The 17,365-nt window shown below is 60.6% G+C and carries 19 protein-coding genes; 7 read left to right on the forward strand and 12 right to left on the reverse strand.

Annotation, left to right across the window (positions count from 1 at the left end):
• Positions 1-443: 443 nt before the first annotated feature.
• The 3 genes from B2Y33_RS21460 to B2Y33_RS21470 all read left to right on the forward strand — a co-directional run bounded on the left by B2Y33_RS21460 (position 444) and on the right by B2Y33_RS21470 (position 1,992).
• A complete protein-coding gene (locus B2Y33_RS21460) occupies positions 444-848 on the forward strand; it encodes a TraR/DksA family transcriptional regulator (protein ID WP_023534004.1) in 405 nt (134 codons plus the stop codon).
• Between the two features lie 458 nt (positions 849-1,306).
• On the forward strand, positions 1,307-1,777 hold the full coding sequence (locus B2Y33_RS21465) for a hypothetical protein (protein ID WP_027915746.1): 471 nt from the start codon (positions 1,307-1,309) through the stop codon (positions 1,775-1,777).
• A complete protein-coding gene (locus tag B2Y33_RS21470; protein ID WP_027915745.1) occupies positions 1,774-1,992 on the forward strand; it encodes a hypothetical protein in 219 nt (72 codons plus the stop codon). The genes B2Y33_RS21465 and B2Y33_RS21470 overlap by 4 nt, the downstream gene beginning before the upstream one ends.
• A 6-nt stretch (positions 1,993-1,998) precedes the next feature.
• On the opposite strand, the gene B2Y33_RS21475 is transcribed toward B2Y33_RS21470, so the two are convergent.
• The 7 genes from B2Y33_RS21475 to B2Y33_RS21505 form a co-directional block, all read right to left on the reverse strand.
• The gene (locus B2Y33_RS21475; RefSeq protein ID WP_027915744.1) at positions 1,999-2,364 is read right to left on the reverse strand and encodes a Na+/H+ antiporter subunit G; all 366 of its coding nucleotides are present in this window, start codon (positions 2,362-2,364) and stop codon (positions 1,999-2,001) included.
• The gene (locus B2Y33_RS21480) at positions 2,361-2,639 is read right to left on the reverse strand and encodes a K+/H+ antiporter subunit F (RefSeq protein ID WP_027915743.1); all 279 of its coding nucleotides are present in this window, start codon (positions 2,637-2,639) and stop codon (positions 2,361-2,363) included. The genes B2Y33_RS21475 and B2Y33_RS21480 overlap by 4 nt, the downstream gene beginning before the upstream one ends.
• Positions 2,636-3,124, reverse strand: coding sequence for a Na+/H+ antiporter subunit E (locus B2Y33_RS21485; protein ID WP_027915742.1), 489 nt, complete (start codon positions 3,122-3,124; stop codon positions 2,636-2,638). Before B2Y33_RS21485 ends, B2Y33_RS21480 begins: the two co-directional genes overlap by 4 nt.
• Entirely contained in the window at positions 3,121-4,800 is a 1,680-nt protein-coding gene (locus tag B2Y33_RS21490; RefSeq protein WP_028687294.1) for a monovalent cation/H+ antiporter subunit D, read from the reverse strand. Before B2Y33_RS21490 ends, B2Y33_RS21485 begins: the two co-directional genes overlap by 4 nt.
• Positions 4,797-5,141 (reverse strand): Na+/H+ antiporter subunit C, encoded by a 345-nt coding sequence (locus B2Y33_RS21495; protein ID WP_023534014.1) that lies wholly within the window; start codon positions 5,139-5,141, stop codon positions 4,797-4,799. Before B2Y33_RS21495 ends, B2Y33_RS21490 begins: the two co-directional genes overlap by 4 nt.
• Entirely contained in the window at positions 5,141-8,056 is a 2,916-nt protein-coding gene (locus B2Y33_RS21500) for a monovalent cation/H+ antiporter subunit A (protein WP_049696279.1), read from the reverse strand. The genes B2Y33_RS21495 and B2Y33_RS21500 overlap by 1 nt, the downstream gene beginning before the upstream one ends.
• A 143-nt stretch (positions 8,057-8,199) precedes the next feature.
• Entirely contained in the window at positions 8,200-9,147 is a 948-nt protein-coding gene (locus B2Y33_RS21505) for a DMT family transporter (RefSeq protein WP_027915739.1), read from the reverse strand.
• A gap of 83 nt (positions 9,148-9,230) precedes the next feature.
• Here B2Y33_RS21505 and B2Y33_RS21510 point away from each other — a divergent pair, with 83 nt between their 5' ends.
• Positions 9,231-9,794: a helix-turn-helix domain-containing protein gene (locus B2Y33_RS21510; RefSeq protein ID WP_059183138.1), complete on the forward strand. Its 564-nt coding sequence runs from the start codon at positions 9,231-9,233 to the stop codon at positions 9,792-9,794.
• Between the two features lie 23 nt (positions 9,795-9,817).
• Here the strand turns inward: B2Y33_RS21510 and B2Y33_RS21515 are convergent, their stop codons facing one another.
• Positions 9,818-10,381 (reverse strand): cysteine hydrolase family protein, encoded by a 564-nt coding sequence (locus B2Y33_RS21515; RefSeq protein WP_111475679.1) that lies wholly within the window; start codon positions 10,379-10,381, stop codon positions 9,818-9,820.
• Between the two features lie 82 nt (positions 10,382-10,463).
• Between B2Y33_RS21515 and B2Y33_RS21520 the strand changes: the two genes are divergently transcribed.
• Together B2Y33_RS21520 and B2Y33_RS21525 are read left to right on the forward strand one after the other, a co-directional pair.
• The gene (locus tag B2Y33_RS21520) at positions 10,464-11,498 is read left to right on the forward strand and encodes a GlxA family transcriptional regulator (RefSeq protein ID WP_049696278.1); all 1,035 of its coding nucleotides are present in this window, start codon (positions 10,464-10,466) and stop codon (positions 11,496-11,498) included.
• Positions 11,499-11,550: 52 nt separating this feature from the next.
• Positions 11,551-11,907: a hypothetical protein gene (locus B2Y33_RS21525; RefSeq protein WP_049696277.1), complete on the forward strand. Its 357-nt coding sequence runs from the start codon at positions 11,551-11,553 to the stop codon at positions 11,905-11,907.
• A 3-nt stretch (positions 11,908-11,910) separates the two neighbouring features.
• On the opposite strand, the gene B2Y33_RS21530 is transcribed toward B2Y33_RS21525, so the two are convergent.
• The gene (locus B2Y33_RS21530) at positions 11,911-12,681 is read right to left on the reverse strand and encodes an alpha/beta hydrolase family protein (protein ID WP_027915734.1); all 771 of its coding nucleotides are present in this window, start codon (positions 12,679-12,681) and stop codon (positions 11,911-11,913) included.
• On the reverse strand, positions 12,665-13,783 hold the full coding sequence (locus B2Y33_RS21535) for a DUF3182 family protein (protein ID WP_206406134.1): 1,119 nt from the start codon (positions 13,781-13,783) through the stop codon (positions 12,665-12,667). Before B2Y33_RS21535 ends, B2Y33_RS21530 begins: the two co-directional genes overlap by 17 nt.
• 193 nt (positions 13,784-13,976) lie before the next feature.
• Here B2Y33_RS21535 and B2Y33_RS21540 point away from each other — a divergent pair, with 193 nt between their 5' ends.
• Positions 13,977-15,785: an aminopeptidase P family protein gene (locus B2Y33_RS21540; protein ID WP_206406133.1), complete on the forward strand. Its 1,809-nt coding sequence runs from the start codon at positions 13,977-13,979 to the stop codon at positions 15,783-15,785.
• 30 nt (positions 15,786-15,815) lie between these two features.
• Here the strand turns inward: B2Y33_RS21540 and B2Y33_RS21545 are convergent, their stop codons facing one another.
• The gene (locus tag B2Y33_RS21545; protein ID WP_023534016.1) at positions 15,816-16,097 is read right to left on the reverse strand and encodes a hypothetical protein; all 282 of its coding nucleotides are present in this window, start codon (positions 16,095-16,097) and stop codon (positions 15,816-15,818) included.
• Between the two features lie 162 nt (positions 16,098-16,259).
• Positions 16,260-17,147, reverse strand: coding sequence for a threonine/homoserine exporter RhtA (gene rhtA / locus B2Y33_RS21550; protein ID WP_027915731.1), 888 nt, complete (start codon positions 17,145-17,147; stop codon positions 16,260-16,262).
• Positions 17,148-17,365 lie beyond the last annotated feature (218 nt).

A 17,365-nucleotide genomic window follows, 5' to 3' on the forward strand; every position in this document is an offset into this window, starting at 1 on the left:
GGGATGAGTTGACCACTACACAGTGGTTGCTGCCTCGTAATTGATTATTACAGTGAGGCTTATAAATGGCATGTATATGAAGCGCCCTTTGTAGGAGCGGGCTTGTCCCGCGATGGAGTGCGAAGCGCTCCCTCATCGCCATCCAGGTAGCACGGCATTATAGTTTCTAAGGTTACCGTTGCCTTGCAGTAAACATGTTCCCGAATCTACCCGCGCTGCTCAAACTCGCGCCTAGGCCTTCAGACGCAAGCACCGGCCGGCGGATTGTAAGCAGCGAATGCCAACGCCACCCCATTTTGCTGTTGCTCAAGGCGACGCTGCGCCTTAGACTGCCGCCCCTTGTTGAAGAGTGCCGACTGGCGCTTGAAAAAATTCCGCTGCCGATGCCTAGGCGTCGGCGGCAAACGAATCGCCTAAATGCACCTATTTTCATAGAGAAATCGATGACCAAGGAACAGTTGCTGGCCATGCCGGCCGATGACTACATGAATGCTGAACAGCTGAGCTTCTTCACTCAGCTGCTACAAGCAATGAAAGTCGAGACCCATGAACGCATCGAGCTGAGCCGTGCCACCATCGAAGGCCTGGATACCCCCTCGGATCCTGCCGATGTAGCATCGGTCGAAGAAGAGCGTAGCTGGCTGGTGAATGCCATCGATCGCGATCAGCGCCTGCTTCCCCAACTGGAGATGGCGCTGGACCGTATCGCCGACGAGAGCTTCGGCTGGTGCGACGACAGCGGTGAACCGATCGGTCTCAAGCGTTTGCTGATCAGCCCAACCACCAAATACTGCATCGAAGCACAAGAGCGCCACGAGCAGCTTGATCGCCATCAGCGTCAGGCCTGAGCCGCTCAGGTTGCCAAGCCCCATGGAGCGATTCGTGGGGCTTTTTGCATTTCAGGCATCAAACCGCAACGCCCCATGCAATTCGCCTGGAGCAGTTGCGCAGTAACCGGCAAGCCTGTTAAAACATGGCGTCTCTCTAGGATTTCACTGTTTTCGGATATCCCGCCGATGATAGTGTGTGAGCCGCCATCAGGCTCCAAGGCCATGCACCCATCCGGAATCGCATTTTCATGGGCATGCAATGTCAGACGTTACGCCGGCAGCGCTTGGGCATGGCCCAAGGGTATGTAAGCGACAACAACGCCGGCCGTTAGAGTAAAAAATCCTGCACGCTGCATCGTCAGCGGGCACAGACATGTCGCCCAGCGTTTTATTAATCTCATTGCCTATCGATTTGAAATGGCCGTGCTTCGCGAGCTCCTGCGAGGGCGGGTTGTAAACGGTTGAGGATTACTTCATTGGCAGTCAGCACTCTTGATACACACGCGTTGTTCGTCCTTGGCGATTTGCGCGGGAAACTGGCCCAGTTGTTCCAGGGTCGATTCGTCTATGTCACCGAGCAAAACCCCGAAGGCCTCTACATGGCCGAGATCGACACGGAAAGTGCGCTGGTGGTCGACGACAAGCAGCGCCTTGAGTTGAAAGTCGGCGATCATTTTCGTGCCGCCGTGCTGCCCAGCCGCGAAGGCGGCAAGCTGGAAATGCGCTTTCGCGATATCAAGCTCAATGTGTATGGGATAGGCGACTACGCGTTCGTATCGGTCCCGGAAGGCGAGGGGGTCGTACTGCGTGAAGGCCATGGCGTGATGCTGGTGTTTGCCGCCGAGCAGCAAATTCAGGAAGGGCTCGGCAAGCTGTTGAAAGCCGTAACCGGCAAGGTTGCTAAATGGCGCAAGGGTGAGCTGACGACGTTCAAGGCAAGCGAGTGACGCTGCCAGAACAAGCGCCTGGATCACGGGAACGCTATCACCGTGAGCACCAGGCGCGCGCCATGGCCGAGGCGCAGCGGCTGCTCGCAGCCCGTGAAGCGATGCGCGGGCGATGGTTGGATTGGGTAGCTGCCCAATTGTATACCCAAGGCCCGCCTCATTACGTCGCCATGGTCAGACGCGCACTGCAGCAGTTGAGTGAGCAACCAGGCTAACTGCGGTCAATTGCCACGGTCCAGACCGCTGCTGACCTCCTCGGGTACCGGCTCTTTGGCCTGACGCTTGCGAAACAGCCCGGCGCGCGCCAGTAACAACGTAGTCACGGGCACCGTGATCGACAGCAGCACGGGAATCAGCCATGCGTGCAGCACCAATGACTCTTTCAGCCATGAAAAGTAGATGATCGAGCCAAGCGCGACGCACCAGGCCCCGATGGTCGAGGCCAGCGCTGGGGGGTGCATGCGTTGGAAATAGTCTTTCAGGCGCAGCAGGCCAATTGCACCGATCAGTGCGAAAAGGCTGCCAGCTACCAGCAGTATGGCTGTGATCATCTCAAGCCAGAACGGCAGATTGAGTGCCTCGGTCATTCGATCACCTCACCACGCAGCAGGAACTTGGCCAAGGCGAAGGAGCCAACGAAACCGAACAACGCAATGAGCAAGGCCCCTTCGAAATAGGTGTCACTGGCATACCTGATGCCCAGTACCAGCATGGTCAGCATTGCCAGAATGTACAGGTAATCCAGGGCCAGAACCCTGTCCTGCGCCGAAGGGCCTCGGAATAGCCGAAGCAGGGTAAGGCACATAGCCAGCGCAAAGATGAACAAGCTGGCGAGAACAGCGTTGGCGAGCAGTCCACTCATTGAAAGATCTCCATCAAGGGACGTTCGTAGACTTCCTTGAAATGCTGGATGAATGCCGCTTCATCATCCAGATCGAATACGTGCAGCAGTAGCACGCTACGGTCCAGGGCCAGTTCCGACCAGATTGTTCCAGGGATCACCGTCGTGATCATGGACAGCGCCGCAAGCCCATGGGGCTCGTGCAGATCCAGGGGAATGTGGACGAAGCCTGAGCGAGGCGGTCGCCTTCCAGCACCCAGAACGCCGCGAGCGACCTGCAGGTTGGACAGGATGACGTCCACCCCAACCCGGCCGATCAGCTTGACGATCACCCAGGGCCGTCGGACGTGGGCATGCTGCGGCCGTAATGGCGCCATCAGCAGCGGAGCCAGTGTCCCCAACACAGCGGCCAGGATGAGGTTACCCGGACTCAGCGAAAGGTTGAGCAACAGCCACAGGCCGAACAGGCATGCCGATAGCAGGGGGGCAGGAAAGAGTCGGCTCATGGCTGCACCTGAACGTCGAGCGAGGTGGGGCCAGGTTTCGGCTGCGCCGCCATGACTGCATCGATATAGGCATCAGGCGCCTGAAGGCTGGCGGCGGTGTCGAGGCTATAACGCAGCAGCGGCTCGGCCTTGAAGCTGAGCAGCATGCACAGGCCCAGCAATATCACGATCGGAAGGCATTCGAAACGCCTGAGCACCGGCGAGGGCCGCTCTTCGGGTTTCCAGAAACGTTGAATGCCGACGCGTCCGAAAGCGATCAGCGATGCCATTCCCGACAAGACCAGCAAGGCCACAAGGCCCCAGCCAGCGGCGCCCAGTGTGTATGGGCTCGGAACCCCCAGACCGTTGGGGTTGAACAGGGCACTGATCAAGTTGAGCTTGGCAACGAAGCCTGAAAGCGGTGGCATGCCGATGATCAGCAGCGCGCAAGCGATGAAGCTCAAGCCCAGAAATGCCATGGTCCATGGAATGACCTGCCCGATGACGGCTTTCTGATTGTCATCGAGGTTGATGCCTTTTGGGGGGTGAAGCGATTCCAGCAAGGCCGGCATGGCGTCTTCTTCCTCGTCCAATGGCAACTCATTGGCAGACCGCGAGCGCTCGATGAGTTCGGCCAGAAGGAACAAGGCGCACAAGGCCAGGGTAGAATTCACCAAGTAGAACAGCGCTGCTCCGGTCAACGCCAATTGTGAGAAGCCCACCGCCCCCAACAAGGTCCCAGCCGATACCAGAATACTCAACGCCGCCATGCGTTCCAGGCGCTGCGCTGCCAGGATCGACACCGCCGCCATGGCCAGGGTCGCCAGGCCTCCGTAAACCAGCCAATCCCCGCCGAAGTGGGCCGATGCCCCCGCTTGCCCGGAGAACAGCAACGTCCATACCCGCAGCACGGCATACAGCCCTACCTTGGTCATGATCGCAAAGAGTGCAGCCACTGGCGCGCTGGCAGACGCATAGGCTGGGACGAGCCAGAAGTTCAAGGGCCAGATGCCTGCTTTGACCAGAAACGCCATGGCGAGGATCGCTGCGCCTGCATGCAGCAAGCCGCGGTCGGCCTCGGGTACGAGCGGAATCTTCAGGGCCAGGTCCGCAAGGCTCAATGTACCCGTCACGCCATACAGCATTGCCGCGCCAATCAGGAACAACGACGACGCGAAAAGGTTGACGGCGATGTAATGCAAGCCGGCCCGCACGCGTGCGCGGCCGGACCCGTGCAGCAGAAGACCGTATGAAGCTGCCAGCAGCACTTCGAAGAACACGAACAGGTTGAACAGGTCTGCCGTCAGGAATGCGCCGTACAGCCCCATCAGCTGGATCTGGAACAGCGCATGAAAACTTGCACCGGCGCCATCCCAGCGTGCCCGTGCGAACAGCAGGGCGCTTAGCCCGATGACGCCGGTCAGGGTCAGCATCAGCGCCGACAGGTGGTCTAATACCAGCACGATGCCGAACGGGGCTGGCCAGTTGCCCGGCAGGTAGACGCCGATCGATTCTGCCTGGCCCTGGGTACGCACCCAGAGCAGCAGGCTGACGGCGATGCCAAGACCGGCGAAGGTCGACAGCAGGTTCAGCCGTGCCTTGATCAATCGATGCTTTTCGCCCAGCAGCAACATGACTGCCGCTGTAATCAACGGCAGCAGGATAGGGGCAACGATCAGTTGGCTCATGCCGCTCATTCCTCACGCTCCCGGCCATCTACGTGGTCGGTGCCGGTCAGGCCGCGCGATGCCAGCAGCACCACGAGGAACAGGGCGGTCATGGCGAAGCTGATGACGATTGCCGTGAGTACCAGGGCCTGTGGCAGCGGATCGGTGTAGTGCAACAGGTCCTGGGTCACGCCTTCCTTGATGATGGGCTCCTTGCCGATGAACAGGCTGCCCATGCTGAAGATGAAAAGGTTGACCCCATAGGAAAGCAGGCACAAGCCCATGATCACCTGATAGGTGCGCGGGCGTAGCACCAACCAGACCCCGGAGGCGGCAAGCACGCCAATGGCCACTGCGATCACTTCTTCCATCAGGCGGCTCCTGCTTTACGGGTCTTGCCTGGACTGGCCGGGCGATAGGCACGTACCGACTGGTGGGCCAGGGCCGTGAGTATCAAGAGGGTCGAGCCGACGACCACGGTGAACACACCGACGTCGAAGAACAATGCGCTTGCCAGATGGATGTCTCCGAGCAGAGGAAGGTGCAGGTGCGCCGTATGGGTGGTCAGGAACGGGTAGCCGAACACGATGGCGCCGCCACCGGTCAAGGTTGCGCAGAGCAGGCCGGTGCCCATCCAGCGCAAGGGCCGCAGGCGCATCTGCGCTTCTACCCACTGGGTGCCTGCGACCATGTATTGCAGGATGAACGCCACCGAAGTCACCAACCCTGCGACGAAGCCTCCGCCTGGCTGATTGTGACCACGCATGAACAGGTACATCGACACCAGCAGCGCGATTGGCAGCAACAGGCGCACCAGTACAGCGGGCACCATCATGAAGCCCAGTGCGGTATCGGCAGCGTGGCGCGGGTTGATCAGGTCGGTGACGACATCTGGTGCCAACTGGCGCTGCTGGGTCGGCAATTGCATGCTTTCCTTGGGTGGGCGGAAGCGACGCAGAAGCGCGAAAACCGTCAACCCCACCGCGACCAGCACGGTGATTTCGCCCAGGGTATCGAAGCCGCGGAAATCCACCAGCATCACATTGACCACATTGGTACCACCACCTTGTGGCAGCGCGCGGCTCAAGTAGAACGATGAGATGTCATTGGGCGTAGGGCGGGTGAGCATGGCGTAGGACAGCACGGCCATCCCTGCGCCAACCAACACCGCCAGTAGCAGATCGCGCAAGCGACGCACGCGGGCGCGGTCGAACTTGCCGGGCAGAGGCGACACACCTTCGATACGACGTGGAAGCCAACGCAGACCAAGAAGGATCAGGACAGTGGTCACCACTTCGACGACCAACTGGGTCAGGGCCAGATCAGGCGCGGAGAACCACACAAAGGTGATACAGGTCATCAAGCCGCACACACTGACCATGGTCAGGGCCGCCAGACGGTGGTACTTGGCTTGGTACGCCGCACCGATCGCACAGGCAATGGCGATCACCCAGAGTGCGACGAATACCCCTGACCCCGGGATCTTGGGCCGTTCGCCCCAGGTCAGGCCACTGTAAAGCATGGGTGTCAGGCCGGCGAGGAAGGCGGCTACCACCAGCATGAACAGCTGCGCCTGCAGGCGCCGGCTGGTAAGCAGGTGCTCGATGCGCCGCGCCATCAGCATCAGCTGCACCTGGCCGTACTCAAAGAGGCGTTTGCCGTCGAATCGGCCCATCACGGGAGGGCAGGGGAAGCGGCCCCGTCGCAGTTGCTTGCGCAACAGCAGGTACAGAACCACGCCGCCACTCATGGCCACAAGGCTCATGATCAAAGGCGCATTCCAGCCGTGCCAGATGGCCAGGCTGTACTCGGGTAGCGTACCCCCTACCACCGGCAGTGCCGCAGCGGCCAGCAACGGGCCTACGGACTGGGCGGGGAAAATACCGACCACCAGGCATGTCAGCACCAGCAGCTCGACCGGCGCGCGCATCCAGCGCGGGGGTTCGTGTGGCGTATGCGGCAGGTCTTGGGCGGTGGGGCCGAAGAACACATCGACCGTGAAGCGCAGCGCGTAGGCCACGCTGAAAGTGCCGGCCAGGGTGGCGATCACCGGAAGCATGGCTTCGACCCAGGCGCTGGAAGTGATGAACACGGTTTCGGCGAAGAACATTTCCTTGGACAGGAAGCCGTTCATCAGCGGCACCCCCGCCATGGAGGCGCTGGCGACCATGGCCAGAGTGGCTGTGTAGGGAACCAGCCGGACCAAGCCGCTCAGGCGCCGGATGTCACGCGTACCACTTTCGTGGTCGATGATGCCAGCGGCCATGAACAACGACGCCTTGAAGGTTGCATGGTTGAGAATGTGGAAGACCGCCGCGACGGCGGCCAGCGAGCTGTTCAGGCCCAGCAACAGCGTGATGAGGCCCAGATGGCTGATGGTCGAGTAGGCCAGGAGGCCTTTGAGGTCATTCTGGAACATCGCTGCAAAAGCACCGAGCAGCAGCGTCAGCGCACCAGCACCCCCGACGATCCAGAACCATTCGTCGGTACCCGACAGCACTGGCCACAGGCGCGCCAGCAAAAATACGCCGGCCTTGACCATGGTTGCCGAATGCAAATACGCCGACACCGGCGTGGGTGCTGCCATGGCATGCGGTAGCCAGAAATGGAAGGGAAATTGCGCGCTCTTGCTCAGGGCGCCGATCAGGATCAGGGGCAACAGCACTGGGTAAAGCGCATGCTGGCGTATGGTGTCACCTGCAGCCAGGACCTTGTCCAGGTCATAGCTGCCCACCACATGGCCGAGCAGCAGCGCCCCCACCAGCAGGCACAAGCCTCCGGCACCGGTAACCATCAGCGCCATGTAGGCGCCACGGCGCGCGTCGGCCCGATGATGCCAGTAGCCGATCAAGAGGAAGGAGAAGAGGCTGGTGAGCTCCCAGAAAAACACCAGTTGTAAAAGGTTGCCCGACAGCACCAGCCCCAGCATTGCGCCCATGAATGCAAGGAAGAAGGCAAAAAATCGCGGCACCGGGTCCTGTGGCGACATGTAGTAGCGCGCGTACAGAGACACCAACGTACCGATGCCCAGCACCAGCAGTGAGAACAGCCAGGCAAAGCCGTCCATGCGCAGCACGAAGTTGAGCCCGAGGCTGGGCAGCCACAGGAATTCTTCACGGATGACACCGCCATGGGCCACCTGTGGATAGAGAAGTGCTACCTGGACGGTGCCGACCAAGGCCACGAGCCCGGCGAGTATGGACTCGGCGTTACGTGCGTTGTGCGGCAGCGCGGCTGCCAGCAAACTGCCCACGAACGGCAGAAGCAATAGCACTATCAAAGACATAGAGTTCTATTCTGAGAGGTTTTCCAAGGATCATACGTGCCGGACGGGTCATCGACCAACACACAACCTGTCGCAGAATCCTACAAAAGGGCTGTGACAGGCTGTTTTTTTATAACAGTTTTTTACAAAGGACAGTCGGACCTTTAGAGACCGGTCTTGAGTTGACGTTCATTCTGTGCAAGTTCGGTATCAGCAGGTTCTGGCCTGCGGCGCACTCGCAACTCGCTGATGACCACGGCGATGACGATCAGCAGGCCGCCTAACAGTGCCAATCCCGGCAGGCGTTCTCCCGCTATCCGTCCGACCAGGCCGGCCCAGACTGGCTCACCGGCGTAGATCAGCGTAGCCCGTGTGGGTGATACCGATTTCTGTGCCCAATTCATCGCCACTTGGATCACCGCGCTCATCAGGCCCAAGCCAATCGCACTGCTCAGCAAAAGCCAGGAGAAGTCAGGTACCGATTCCTGGGTAGGCAGCATCATCATGAATGCCAGCACCGAGGCCGTTGCCAGTTGCACCACGGTAACGCGGCGAACGTCGACGCGCCCGGCAAAGCGACTGATCAGAATGATTTCGCCCGCGATGGCGATGGCGCTGACCAGTGTAACCAGCTCGCCTTCGCTCATGTGCAGGCTACCGGCCTGCGGGCCGGCAAGCAGCACCAGGCCAACGAACGCCAGGCCGATCCCAAGGCTGGGCATCAGGCCCGGGCGCCGGCCCAGTACCAGCCATTGCAGCAAGGGTACGAAGGGCACGTAAAGCGCCGTGATGAACGCTGATTGGCTGCTGCTGATCGTCTGCAGGCCCATGGTCTGCAAGCCGTAGCCCAACATGATCAACACGCCAATGCACAGGCCCGCCTTGAATTCGACAAGGGTCAACCCTTGCAAGGCGCGCGCCGAGACCATGCCGACGAACAGGGCAGCCGCGGCAAAGCGCAAACCCACGAAGAACATGGGGCCGCTGACGGCCATCACGTTGTGCACCAGCAGGAAGGTACCGCCCCAGAGCATGGTGATGAACACCAGCACCCACTCGGCTTTGCTGAGACGGAACGAAAACGTGGGGCGTTGCGGGCGTGACTGATTCATGCGGTTGCAGGCTCGTAGGACAGGGCGCACAATCGGCGCAAAGTGGGCAGTATACTGCGCAACAACTAGGGATGAGCAATATAGTGCACAACGACACTTCGCATCGCGCTTCGGTGCTGCAACACGTGAGCTTGAACGTTCGCAGGCTGCGCAATGTGGCTGGCATCAGCCAGGCAACCTTGGCCGAGCGTTCAGGTGTCAGTCGTCGCATGCTGGTGGCGATTGAGGCGGGCGAAAAAAATGTCAGCCTAACCACGCTCGACCTCATCGCCGAGGCGCTCGGGGTGGCGTTCAGTACATTGATCCAGGCGCCTGACCAGCGTAACCCTGGTCGTATCGAAGAGTTGGCCTGGGCGGGTGAACATCCGCAAAGCCGGGCCATCCTGCTGGCAAGCAGCATGGCCCGTCGTGAAGTCGAGCTGTGGGAATGGACGCTGGCGGTCGGCGAGCACTATCGCAGCGAGGCGGATGCCGAAGGCTGGAGCGAGCAGATCTACGTGGTCGAAGGTGTACTGACGCTGATCATCGAGGATGTCGAGCACCGACTCGAGCAGGGCCGCTTTCACGTATTCGCCAGCAATTGCCGTTACGCCTATCGCAACGATGGCGCGGTGGCAGTGAAGTTCGTACGCAACGTTGTGATCTGAGGGCCGTACTGGCCGAAGGCCGATCAGGTGCGACCGGCAGCTTCTTCGAGCAGTGCATCAGTGCTGCGCACCGAGGCATAGGCGAACGCCAGGGCCGCCATCGATGCGTCATGCACCTGTGCAGCAGGTACCCATTTGCCGTTGAACTCCAGGGCCAGGGTGGCGCAGGCATCATGGGCGACCGTGACGACATACCCGAGGTCGGCTGCTGCGCGCACCGCCGCATCGATGCACATGTGGCTCATGCTGCCCACGACGGTCAGCGACTTGATACCCTGGCGTTCGAGCGTCGGCGCAAGATCGGTCGAGAGAAAAGCGTTGACCTTGTGCTTGAGAATCACAGCCTCTCCAGGTAACGGGTGAACACGCGGGTGAATGGCTGCGCCCGAAGAGCCTGGGGCAAAGAAGGGAGCGTCGGCGCTGTCGAACTCGTGGCGTACGTGCACGACGAAGTCTTTTGCATCGCGCGCAGCCTGGAGCAGGCGGGCCGCATTTTCAGCGGCGCGCTCGGCGCCCTCCAATGGCCACCTTCCGCCTGGGAAATAGTCGTTCTGGATATCGATGATGATCAGTGCATGGGTGCTCATGTTGCCTCCAAGGGCAGTGGTTTTGGCGGTTGCTTAGTTATAGGCTGTCGCGCGATAGGCGTGAATCGGCGCGAAAGACACTATGCGGGGCAAAACTGACATGGCTCGTTTTCTGGAGATTGGCCTGCTTCGCTATCCCGATGCACAAGAGGCAGCGATCCACGGCCTGCAAGACTTGTTCGCCGTGGCTAACCGCATGGCTGACACCTTGGGTGCGGCCCAGGCGCCTCGTGTACGTATCAGCGTATGGCGTGTGGGTGCGGAGGGGGAGATGCTGGCTGAGCCCCCACTAGGGGATGCCAGTGATGCTCGACTGCGTGTTCTGATCATCCCGCCAAGCCTGCATGCCATTCCCGACGACGCCTGCTTGGTTCGCCATCGTTCGGCTTTGTGCCGATTGCATCAGGAGGGCACCGTTCTGGCCTGCGTGTGCATCGGGGTATTCTTCATTGCGGCCTGTGGTCTGCTGGATGGACGCACTGCATGCGCTCACCGCAATCATGTGCAGATACTCGAGGCGCGTTACCCGCACGCCAGGGCCGAGGCTCAACAGGCGTTGCTCGATGACGGCGATATCGTCAGCTCCGCTGGCCTGATGGCATGGACCACTTTGGGCCTGTGCCTGGTGCAGCGCTTCATGGGCAATACCGTTGCAGCCGACACCGCGAACTTCCTGGCAGTAGAACCGGTACCTGACGCTTTGCCCGGTTCTCGCCTCAACCCGTTGCTCGATCATGGCGATGAAGCCGTCCTGAAGGTTCAGCACTGGTTACAAGCTACAGGCGCACGCACGGCGGACCTCGCAGCGATGGCGGCGCGCGCCTGCCTGGAACCACGCACGTTCTTGAGGCGGTTTCGCTTGGCCACAGCGTTGCGCCCTACCGAGTACTGTCAGCAGATAAGGGTGTGCCGGGCAGCACGTCTGCTGGAGTTCACGCGCAGGACAGTCGACCAGATCGCCTGGGATGTGGGTTATCGGGACGCGGGGGCGTTTCGCAAGGTCTTTCAGCGCGCTACAGGTGTCACCCCCAGTGCGTTTCGGCGGCAGGTGGTGGCACCACAGCCTGGAGGGCAGGTTGAAATGGATAGCGAACCTCTTGACCTCGAGATTGGTTGAGGTTTTAACCTTCCGGGCATTGCGATGTGTATCCCTTGTCAGGAGGTTGTTGATGTCAGGAAGTGTCCCTGCCATCTGGTACACCCAGATGATCGAATATCGGGTCGCCGTCGTCTTTCAGCAGGCATTGGCCCAGGCACTGGTGCTGCGCAGTGAGTCATTGGCAGCAGGCTGTGAAGACCTGCGGGCGGTCAGTGTCCAGGCCAGCGAAGATGGCTGCCGTGTGTTGCAGTCGCTGCAGTGGACCAACCGGGAGGCCGGTGAGGCGGCCATCGAGCAAGTGCTGGACGGGTCGTTTCTGAGCATGCTCCAGCAGTATCATGCCAGCGCCGTGAACTTCACTGCCTTCACGGCGCTGCGGAGTCTGGCTCGCCATCCTGACGGAGCGTTGTACTGCCAGATGGTGTGAGCTTCATGCGTACCAGGGTGCGTAGTGGGGATAGCGGTCCAGGCGAGCACCAATGACCATTTCGCTGATCCATGCCGCCAGCAGTGCGCTGTAGGCCTTCTGGCTTTCTTCGGTGGACAGGCCGTGGTCGGCGCCGTCGACGATCCGGTGGGTGAGCGAGTGGGCACTGCTGAAGGCTGAGCGGTAACTCATCAGCGTGCTGTGGGGTACGTAATCATCGTGCTCGGACTCCACCAGCAGAACATCGCCGCCAAACCCGGCGCAAGCAGCCAGTGCGCGGTTGTCAGATGGCGCCAGGGGGCGACGGCGATAGTCATTGAGCCGTTGTCGGTCCAGGGACTGCTTGGGCGTATTCCACTCCTCGTCCCAGTACATGGCCGGTACCCGCAGGGCCAGCCAGCGGACCGGGCGCATTGATGTCAACAAGGTGGCCAGGTAGCCGCCGTAGCTGCTGCCGATCACGGCGATGGCGTTGGCGTCCACGGTGGGGTGACTGACCAGCCGGTCGTAGGCCGTCAGCAGGTCCTGCAGATTCTGCTCTCGCGTCACTGTCAGACGCTGACTTTGGGTTTTCTCATGGCCACGAAGATCGAAGGTCATGCAGACGCAGCCAAGTCCTGTGATGTGCCGCGCCCTGGCAAGATCGCGTTGCTGGCTACCGCCCCAGCCGTGGACGAACAGGATGCCGGGGATTTTGCTGCCGGGGCTGACCAGGGTCGCGCAGATGGTATCCCCGTTCACCGGCAACTCTATCGTCTCACTCTGAATGGCCAACGTGTCGGAGCTGCGCGTATTTGGTGAGTTGTCCGAGTTCACTGTCATTTCCTTGATAAAAGAGAGTAGCGTGCGCGGGTAGCGCGGGCGTGCCAAACACTTCGTGGGTGCTAGCGCGCACTCGATTGACCAGGCCGTTGGCAGCGAATGCCTGCAGGGCGAGCAATTCGGCGCTGCTGGCACCGCCCATCCGCCAGGATTGCTCCAGCACGCCACTGCGGATCTGACCTTTGGTGTCGGTGCCGCGGGCAATGTCGTAATTGCGGCGTGAGGCGATGAAGCCAGGTAAGTGTAGTTCGGCAGCCTGGTCATAAGCCATTGCCTGCTCGATCGCCAGGCGAACGCTGTCTTCCAAGGGCTCGCCCAGCAGAGACGCAAAGCCTCCTCGTACGAAGGTCAGGTCAGAGCCGCCGTACACCTCGATACCTTGGTGATCCTGGGTCAGTTGTTGTGTGCCGTAATAGCTGCACACCAATCCTGCAACCCGTACCTGGCCGACGCTGAACGTCTCGACGTTGTTCAGGTTCTGCTCCAGCACCAGGCCCCAGGTCATGAGTTCTTCGTCATCCACTGAACAGAGCAGGGGTTCGAATTCCTCAAGCGTAGAAAACACCACTTGCCCTCGACCCGCGCATGCGCGCACGGGTTTGAGTCGTGCGGGCCCCTCCACCAATAGTAGTTGAGCCGCGCGCCGTGCGGTGGCCTTGTCAAACACGGTGTAGCCCTTGAGCAGCGCCTCGCACGCCTGCCGCGCAAATGCTTCAGGCCAATCAGGCTTCGGTGGAGCACCTGGCGGCAGAGGATGCGAAATGGCTTTGGTGGCCATAAAGGGGTGGGCGACGGCACCGCCGAAAAAGTCGGCCTCGCTCTCTATGCCAAGGGCTGTCAGATGGGCCGGGTCAACCAACGGCTGTGTGAGCATGTAGTAATAGGAGGCGTGCGCTTCTGGCGGTCCGTTCAGGTCAACCACGGGGCAACCCAGCAGCTGTGCGAAGCCTTCCGATAGCTTGCGGTAGACGGCGTGCTCGTGATCGGGGGTATGGGGGCGAGTGTCGAGTATCACGACGCCTTGTTTGTGCTGACAGGCATTGGGCATGGCGATCCGCCTTGCAGGGAGACTGTACTGCCTCTGAATCCGGGACCTTGGTTAAGTTCAGCATGGCAGGATCGGCGGTACAGTCCGGCGTAGGACCTTTCCCAGAGGCGTGTAGCCCAGCAATTGCTGATTGCAGTACGCGGGTAGCTATTCCATCATCAATTGCTCAGGCATAACCGATGTCGCCACAGAAAAGGGCATGATCGTGCACACCACTCCCCAACAGACCACAGCCCAGCGTCTTGCCGCGATGCGTGCGACCATGGCCGCAGAAGGGCTTGATGCCCTGCTGGCTCCATCGGCCGACCCTCATCTTTCCGAGTATCTGCCAGGGTATTGGCAAGGTCGCCAATGGCTGTCGGGCTTCACCGGTTCGGTTGGCACCCTGGTCATCACCCAGCAGTTTGCCGGGCTATGGGTCGATAGCCGCTATTGGGAGCAGGCTGAGCGAGAGCTGGCAGGTAGCGGCATCGAATTGATGAAATTGTCACCCGGGCAGCCGGGCGCGCTGGACTGGTTGGCCGAACAGGTTCAACCACAAGGTTGCGCGGGTGTGGATGGTCGTGCGATGGCCTTGGCTTCGGCGCGCCAATTGCGAGAGCGCCTTGGCCAACGAGGCGCAAGGCTGGTGACTGACCAGGATCTGCTGGGCCGCGTCTGGAGCGACCGGCCGGCGCTACCGTCCAGCCCGGTGTACTCACATCTTGCGCCATACGCGGTGGTGGGCCGTGCGCAGAAGCTGGCACGGGTGCGGCAGGCGATGCAGGCTAAAGGCGCGGACAGTCATTTCATCGCCACCTTGGATGACATTGCCTGGTTGTTCAACTTGCGCGGCAGTGATGTGTCCTACAATCCGGTGTTTCTGGCGTTTGCCCTGATCGATGCGCAGCGTGCGCAGCTTTTCATCGCCTCGGCAAAAGTCGATGAGCCCCTTCGTCAGGCGCTGCGCCAGGATGGCATCGAAGTACGAGACTACAGCGAGGCCGCCCGCGCGCTTGGTCAACTGTCACCTGGAAATCGCTTGTTGGTGGACCCGGCGCGGGTGACGTGCGGATTGCTTGAGCCGCTTGCAGAAGGCGTAGTGCTCGTGGAAGGCCCGAATCCCAGCACCCTGAGCAAGGCGTGTAAGGCTGAGGGCGAGCTTGAGCATGTTCGTCGGGCGATGGAACAGGACGGCGCCGCCTTGTGTGAGTTTTTCGCCTGGTTTGAAGAAGCGCGAGGGAGCCAGGTGGTGACCGAGCTGACCGTCGATGAGCAACTCACTGCGGCGCGCGCCCGGCGGCCGGGCTTCGTCTCACTGAGTTTCTCTACCATTGCGGCGTTTAATGCCAATGGTGCGATGCCCCACTACCGGGCCACCGATCAGTCACACGCGGTGATCGAGGGCGACGGCCTGCTGCTCATCGACTCAGGCGGCCAATACCTCGGTGGGACGACGGATATCACGCGTATGGTCCCCATCGGGCAACCGAGCGATTTGCAGAAGCTCGACTGTACCCGTGTGCTCAAGGGCATGATTGCGCTGTCGCGGGCGACCTTCCCGCGTGGCGTGTTGTCGCCCATGCTTGATGCCATAGCCCGTGCGCCAATCTGGGCCGACCAGGTCGATTACGGCCACGGCACAGGCCATGGCGTGGGCTATTTCCTCAATGTTCATGAAGGGCCCCAGGTGATCGCCTATCTGGCAGCGCCCACGCCCCAGACCGCCATGCAGGAAGGCATGATCAGCTCAATCGAGCCTGGCACCTACCGCCCTGGGCAATGGGGGGTACGTATTGAAAACCTGGTAGCCGCGCGAAGCGTCGGGCGCAGTGCATTCGGTGAATTTCTCGATTTCGAGACGTTGACGCTGTGCCCCATCGATACGCGTTGTCTGTTGTTGGAGCGGCTGACTGAGCAAGAGGTTTGCTGGCTCAATACGTACCACTCCACGGTGCGAGAGCGATTGGCTCCGCTCCTGGAAGGAAAGGCGCTGGCCTGGCTGCTGTCACGTACCGTGGCGATTTAGTGGATGAGGGCAGCCATCAGGCTGCCCCGGTCATTTGCAAATGACGATCATGCTGCGGCTGGTGTAGCCGGCAGGGTTGATGCCGAATAGATAATCGCCGTCCTCTTCGTCGCTGTCGCCTGAGCGGGCGACGACGCGGTACCCGCGGGTGGTGCAGGCGCTCGCGGCCTTGCTGTAGCAGTTGTCCCATGAAGAAGACAGGCCAGAGCAATTGATATGCAGGCCTTTCTTGCCCCGTTTGACCTCGGTCTTAGCCGTGGCGGCACATCCAGCAATAGCCAAGATGGCCAGGATGAGCAAAATACGTTTCATTCCTGTCCTTAAATGCAGGACGGATCAGCTGACTGGGTCCGTCGTTTCGCTCGGGTTCGTCCTGAAGAGTACAGCGTCCCTATTCGACTGCGCTGGGACAGCTTAATCAGCGAGCGGTGACGCCACAACACCCACGCAGCCTCCGATGAAAGTTTTTCCCTGTCAATCGGCAACTATCGCGGGTCCTGGGCCATGGCGCATGGACAGAGTCGTGCCTACGGAGGCCGCGATGATTGCGCCGATGGCGAGCCATTGCGTAAATGACAGCACTTCGCCCAGGAACAGCAGCCCGGACAAGGCGCCGAAGGCAGGCTCGATGCTCATCAGGGTGCCGAAGGTGCGCGCGGGCATGCGCGTGAGCGCAACCATTTCCAGGCTATAGGGAAGGGCGGTAGACAATACCGCCACAGCGATCGCCATGGGGATGACCGCGGGCGTCAGCAGCAGGCTACCGGCATGCACGATGCCAATCGGTGCGATGAACAGTGCTGCGACCAGCACCCCCAGCGCTGCGCTTTGCACGCCATGTTCAGCACCAGCCCGTTGGCCGAAGACTATATAGAGTGCCCAGCACGCCCCCGCGCCGATTGCGTAGCACGCGCCCAGTGGGTCCAGCGCCTCTCCGCCATGGCCTGCGGGCAGCAACATCAGTAGACCGAAAATGGCCAGCGCGATCCAGATGAAGTCGATCGCGCGGCGTGAGGCAAATATTGCCACTGCCAGTGGTCCGGTGAACTCGAGGGCCACCGCGATGCCAATCGGCACCGTCTGCAAGGACATATAGAAGAGGAAATTCATGCCGCCGAGCGCCAAGCCATAGATCACGACGTTGCGCAGGGTGCGAGTATTGAAGCGCGCCCGCCATGGCCTTAAGAGTGCAATCATGATCAGGCTGGCGAAAATCAGGCGCAGTGAGGTCGTGCCTTGTGCGCCAATGAGCGGGAACATGCTTTTGGCGATTGAAGCGCCGGTCTGAATCGATGCCATGGCGATGAGCAGCAGGCCTATTGGGAATAGCACCGAAGCCAGGCTGCGAGGCGGTTTTGTCATGAGGGCGAATTACCTGAGGGTGTTTTTTGCGCACTATAGTGCGCAATGGTGAGAGAGACAGCAACAGCGCGTTGGGCGTTCCCCTGAAATGACATCCGGAGAAGATTAATGCTTGACGCTGAGAAATTAGTGTCTATAATTCGCCCCACTCCAGCGCAGTCGGGCATCAACTTGACGCGCTGGACGACTGCAAGCCTTTGAAGTTGAACGAGTTTCTC

It is taken from the genome of Pseudomonas sp. UBA5666, assembly GCF_002420785.1.
Taxonomy (GTDB): domain Bacteria; phylum Pseudomonadota; class Gammaproteobacteria; order Pseudomonadales; family Pseudomonadaceae; genus Aquipseudomonas; species Aquipseudomonas fulva.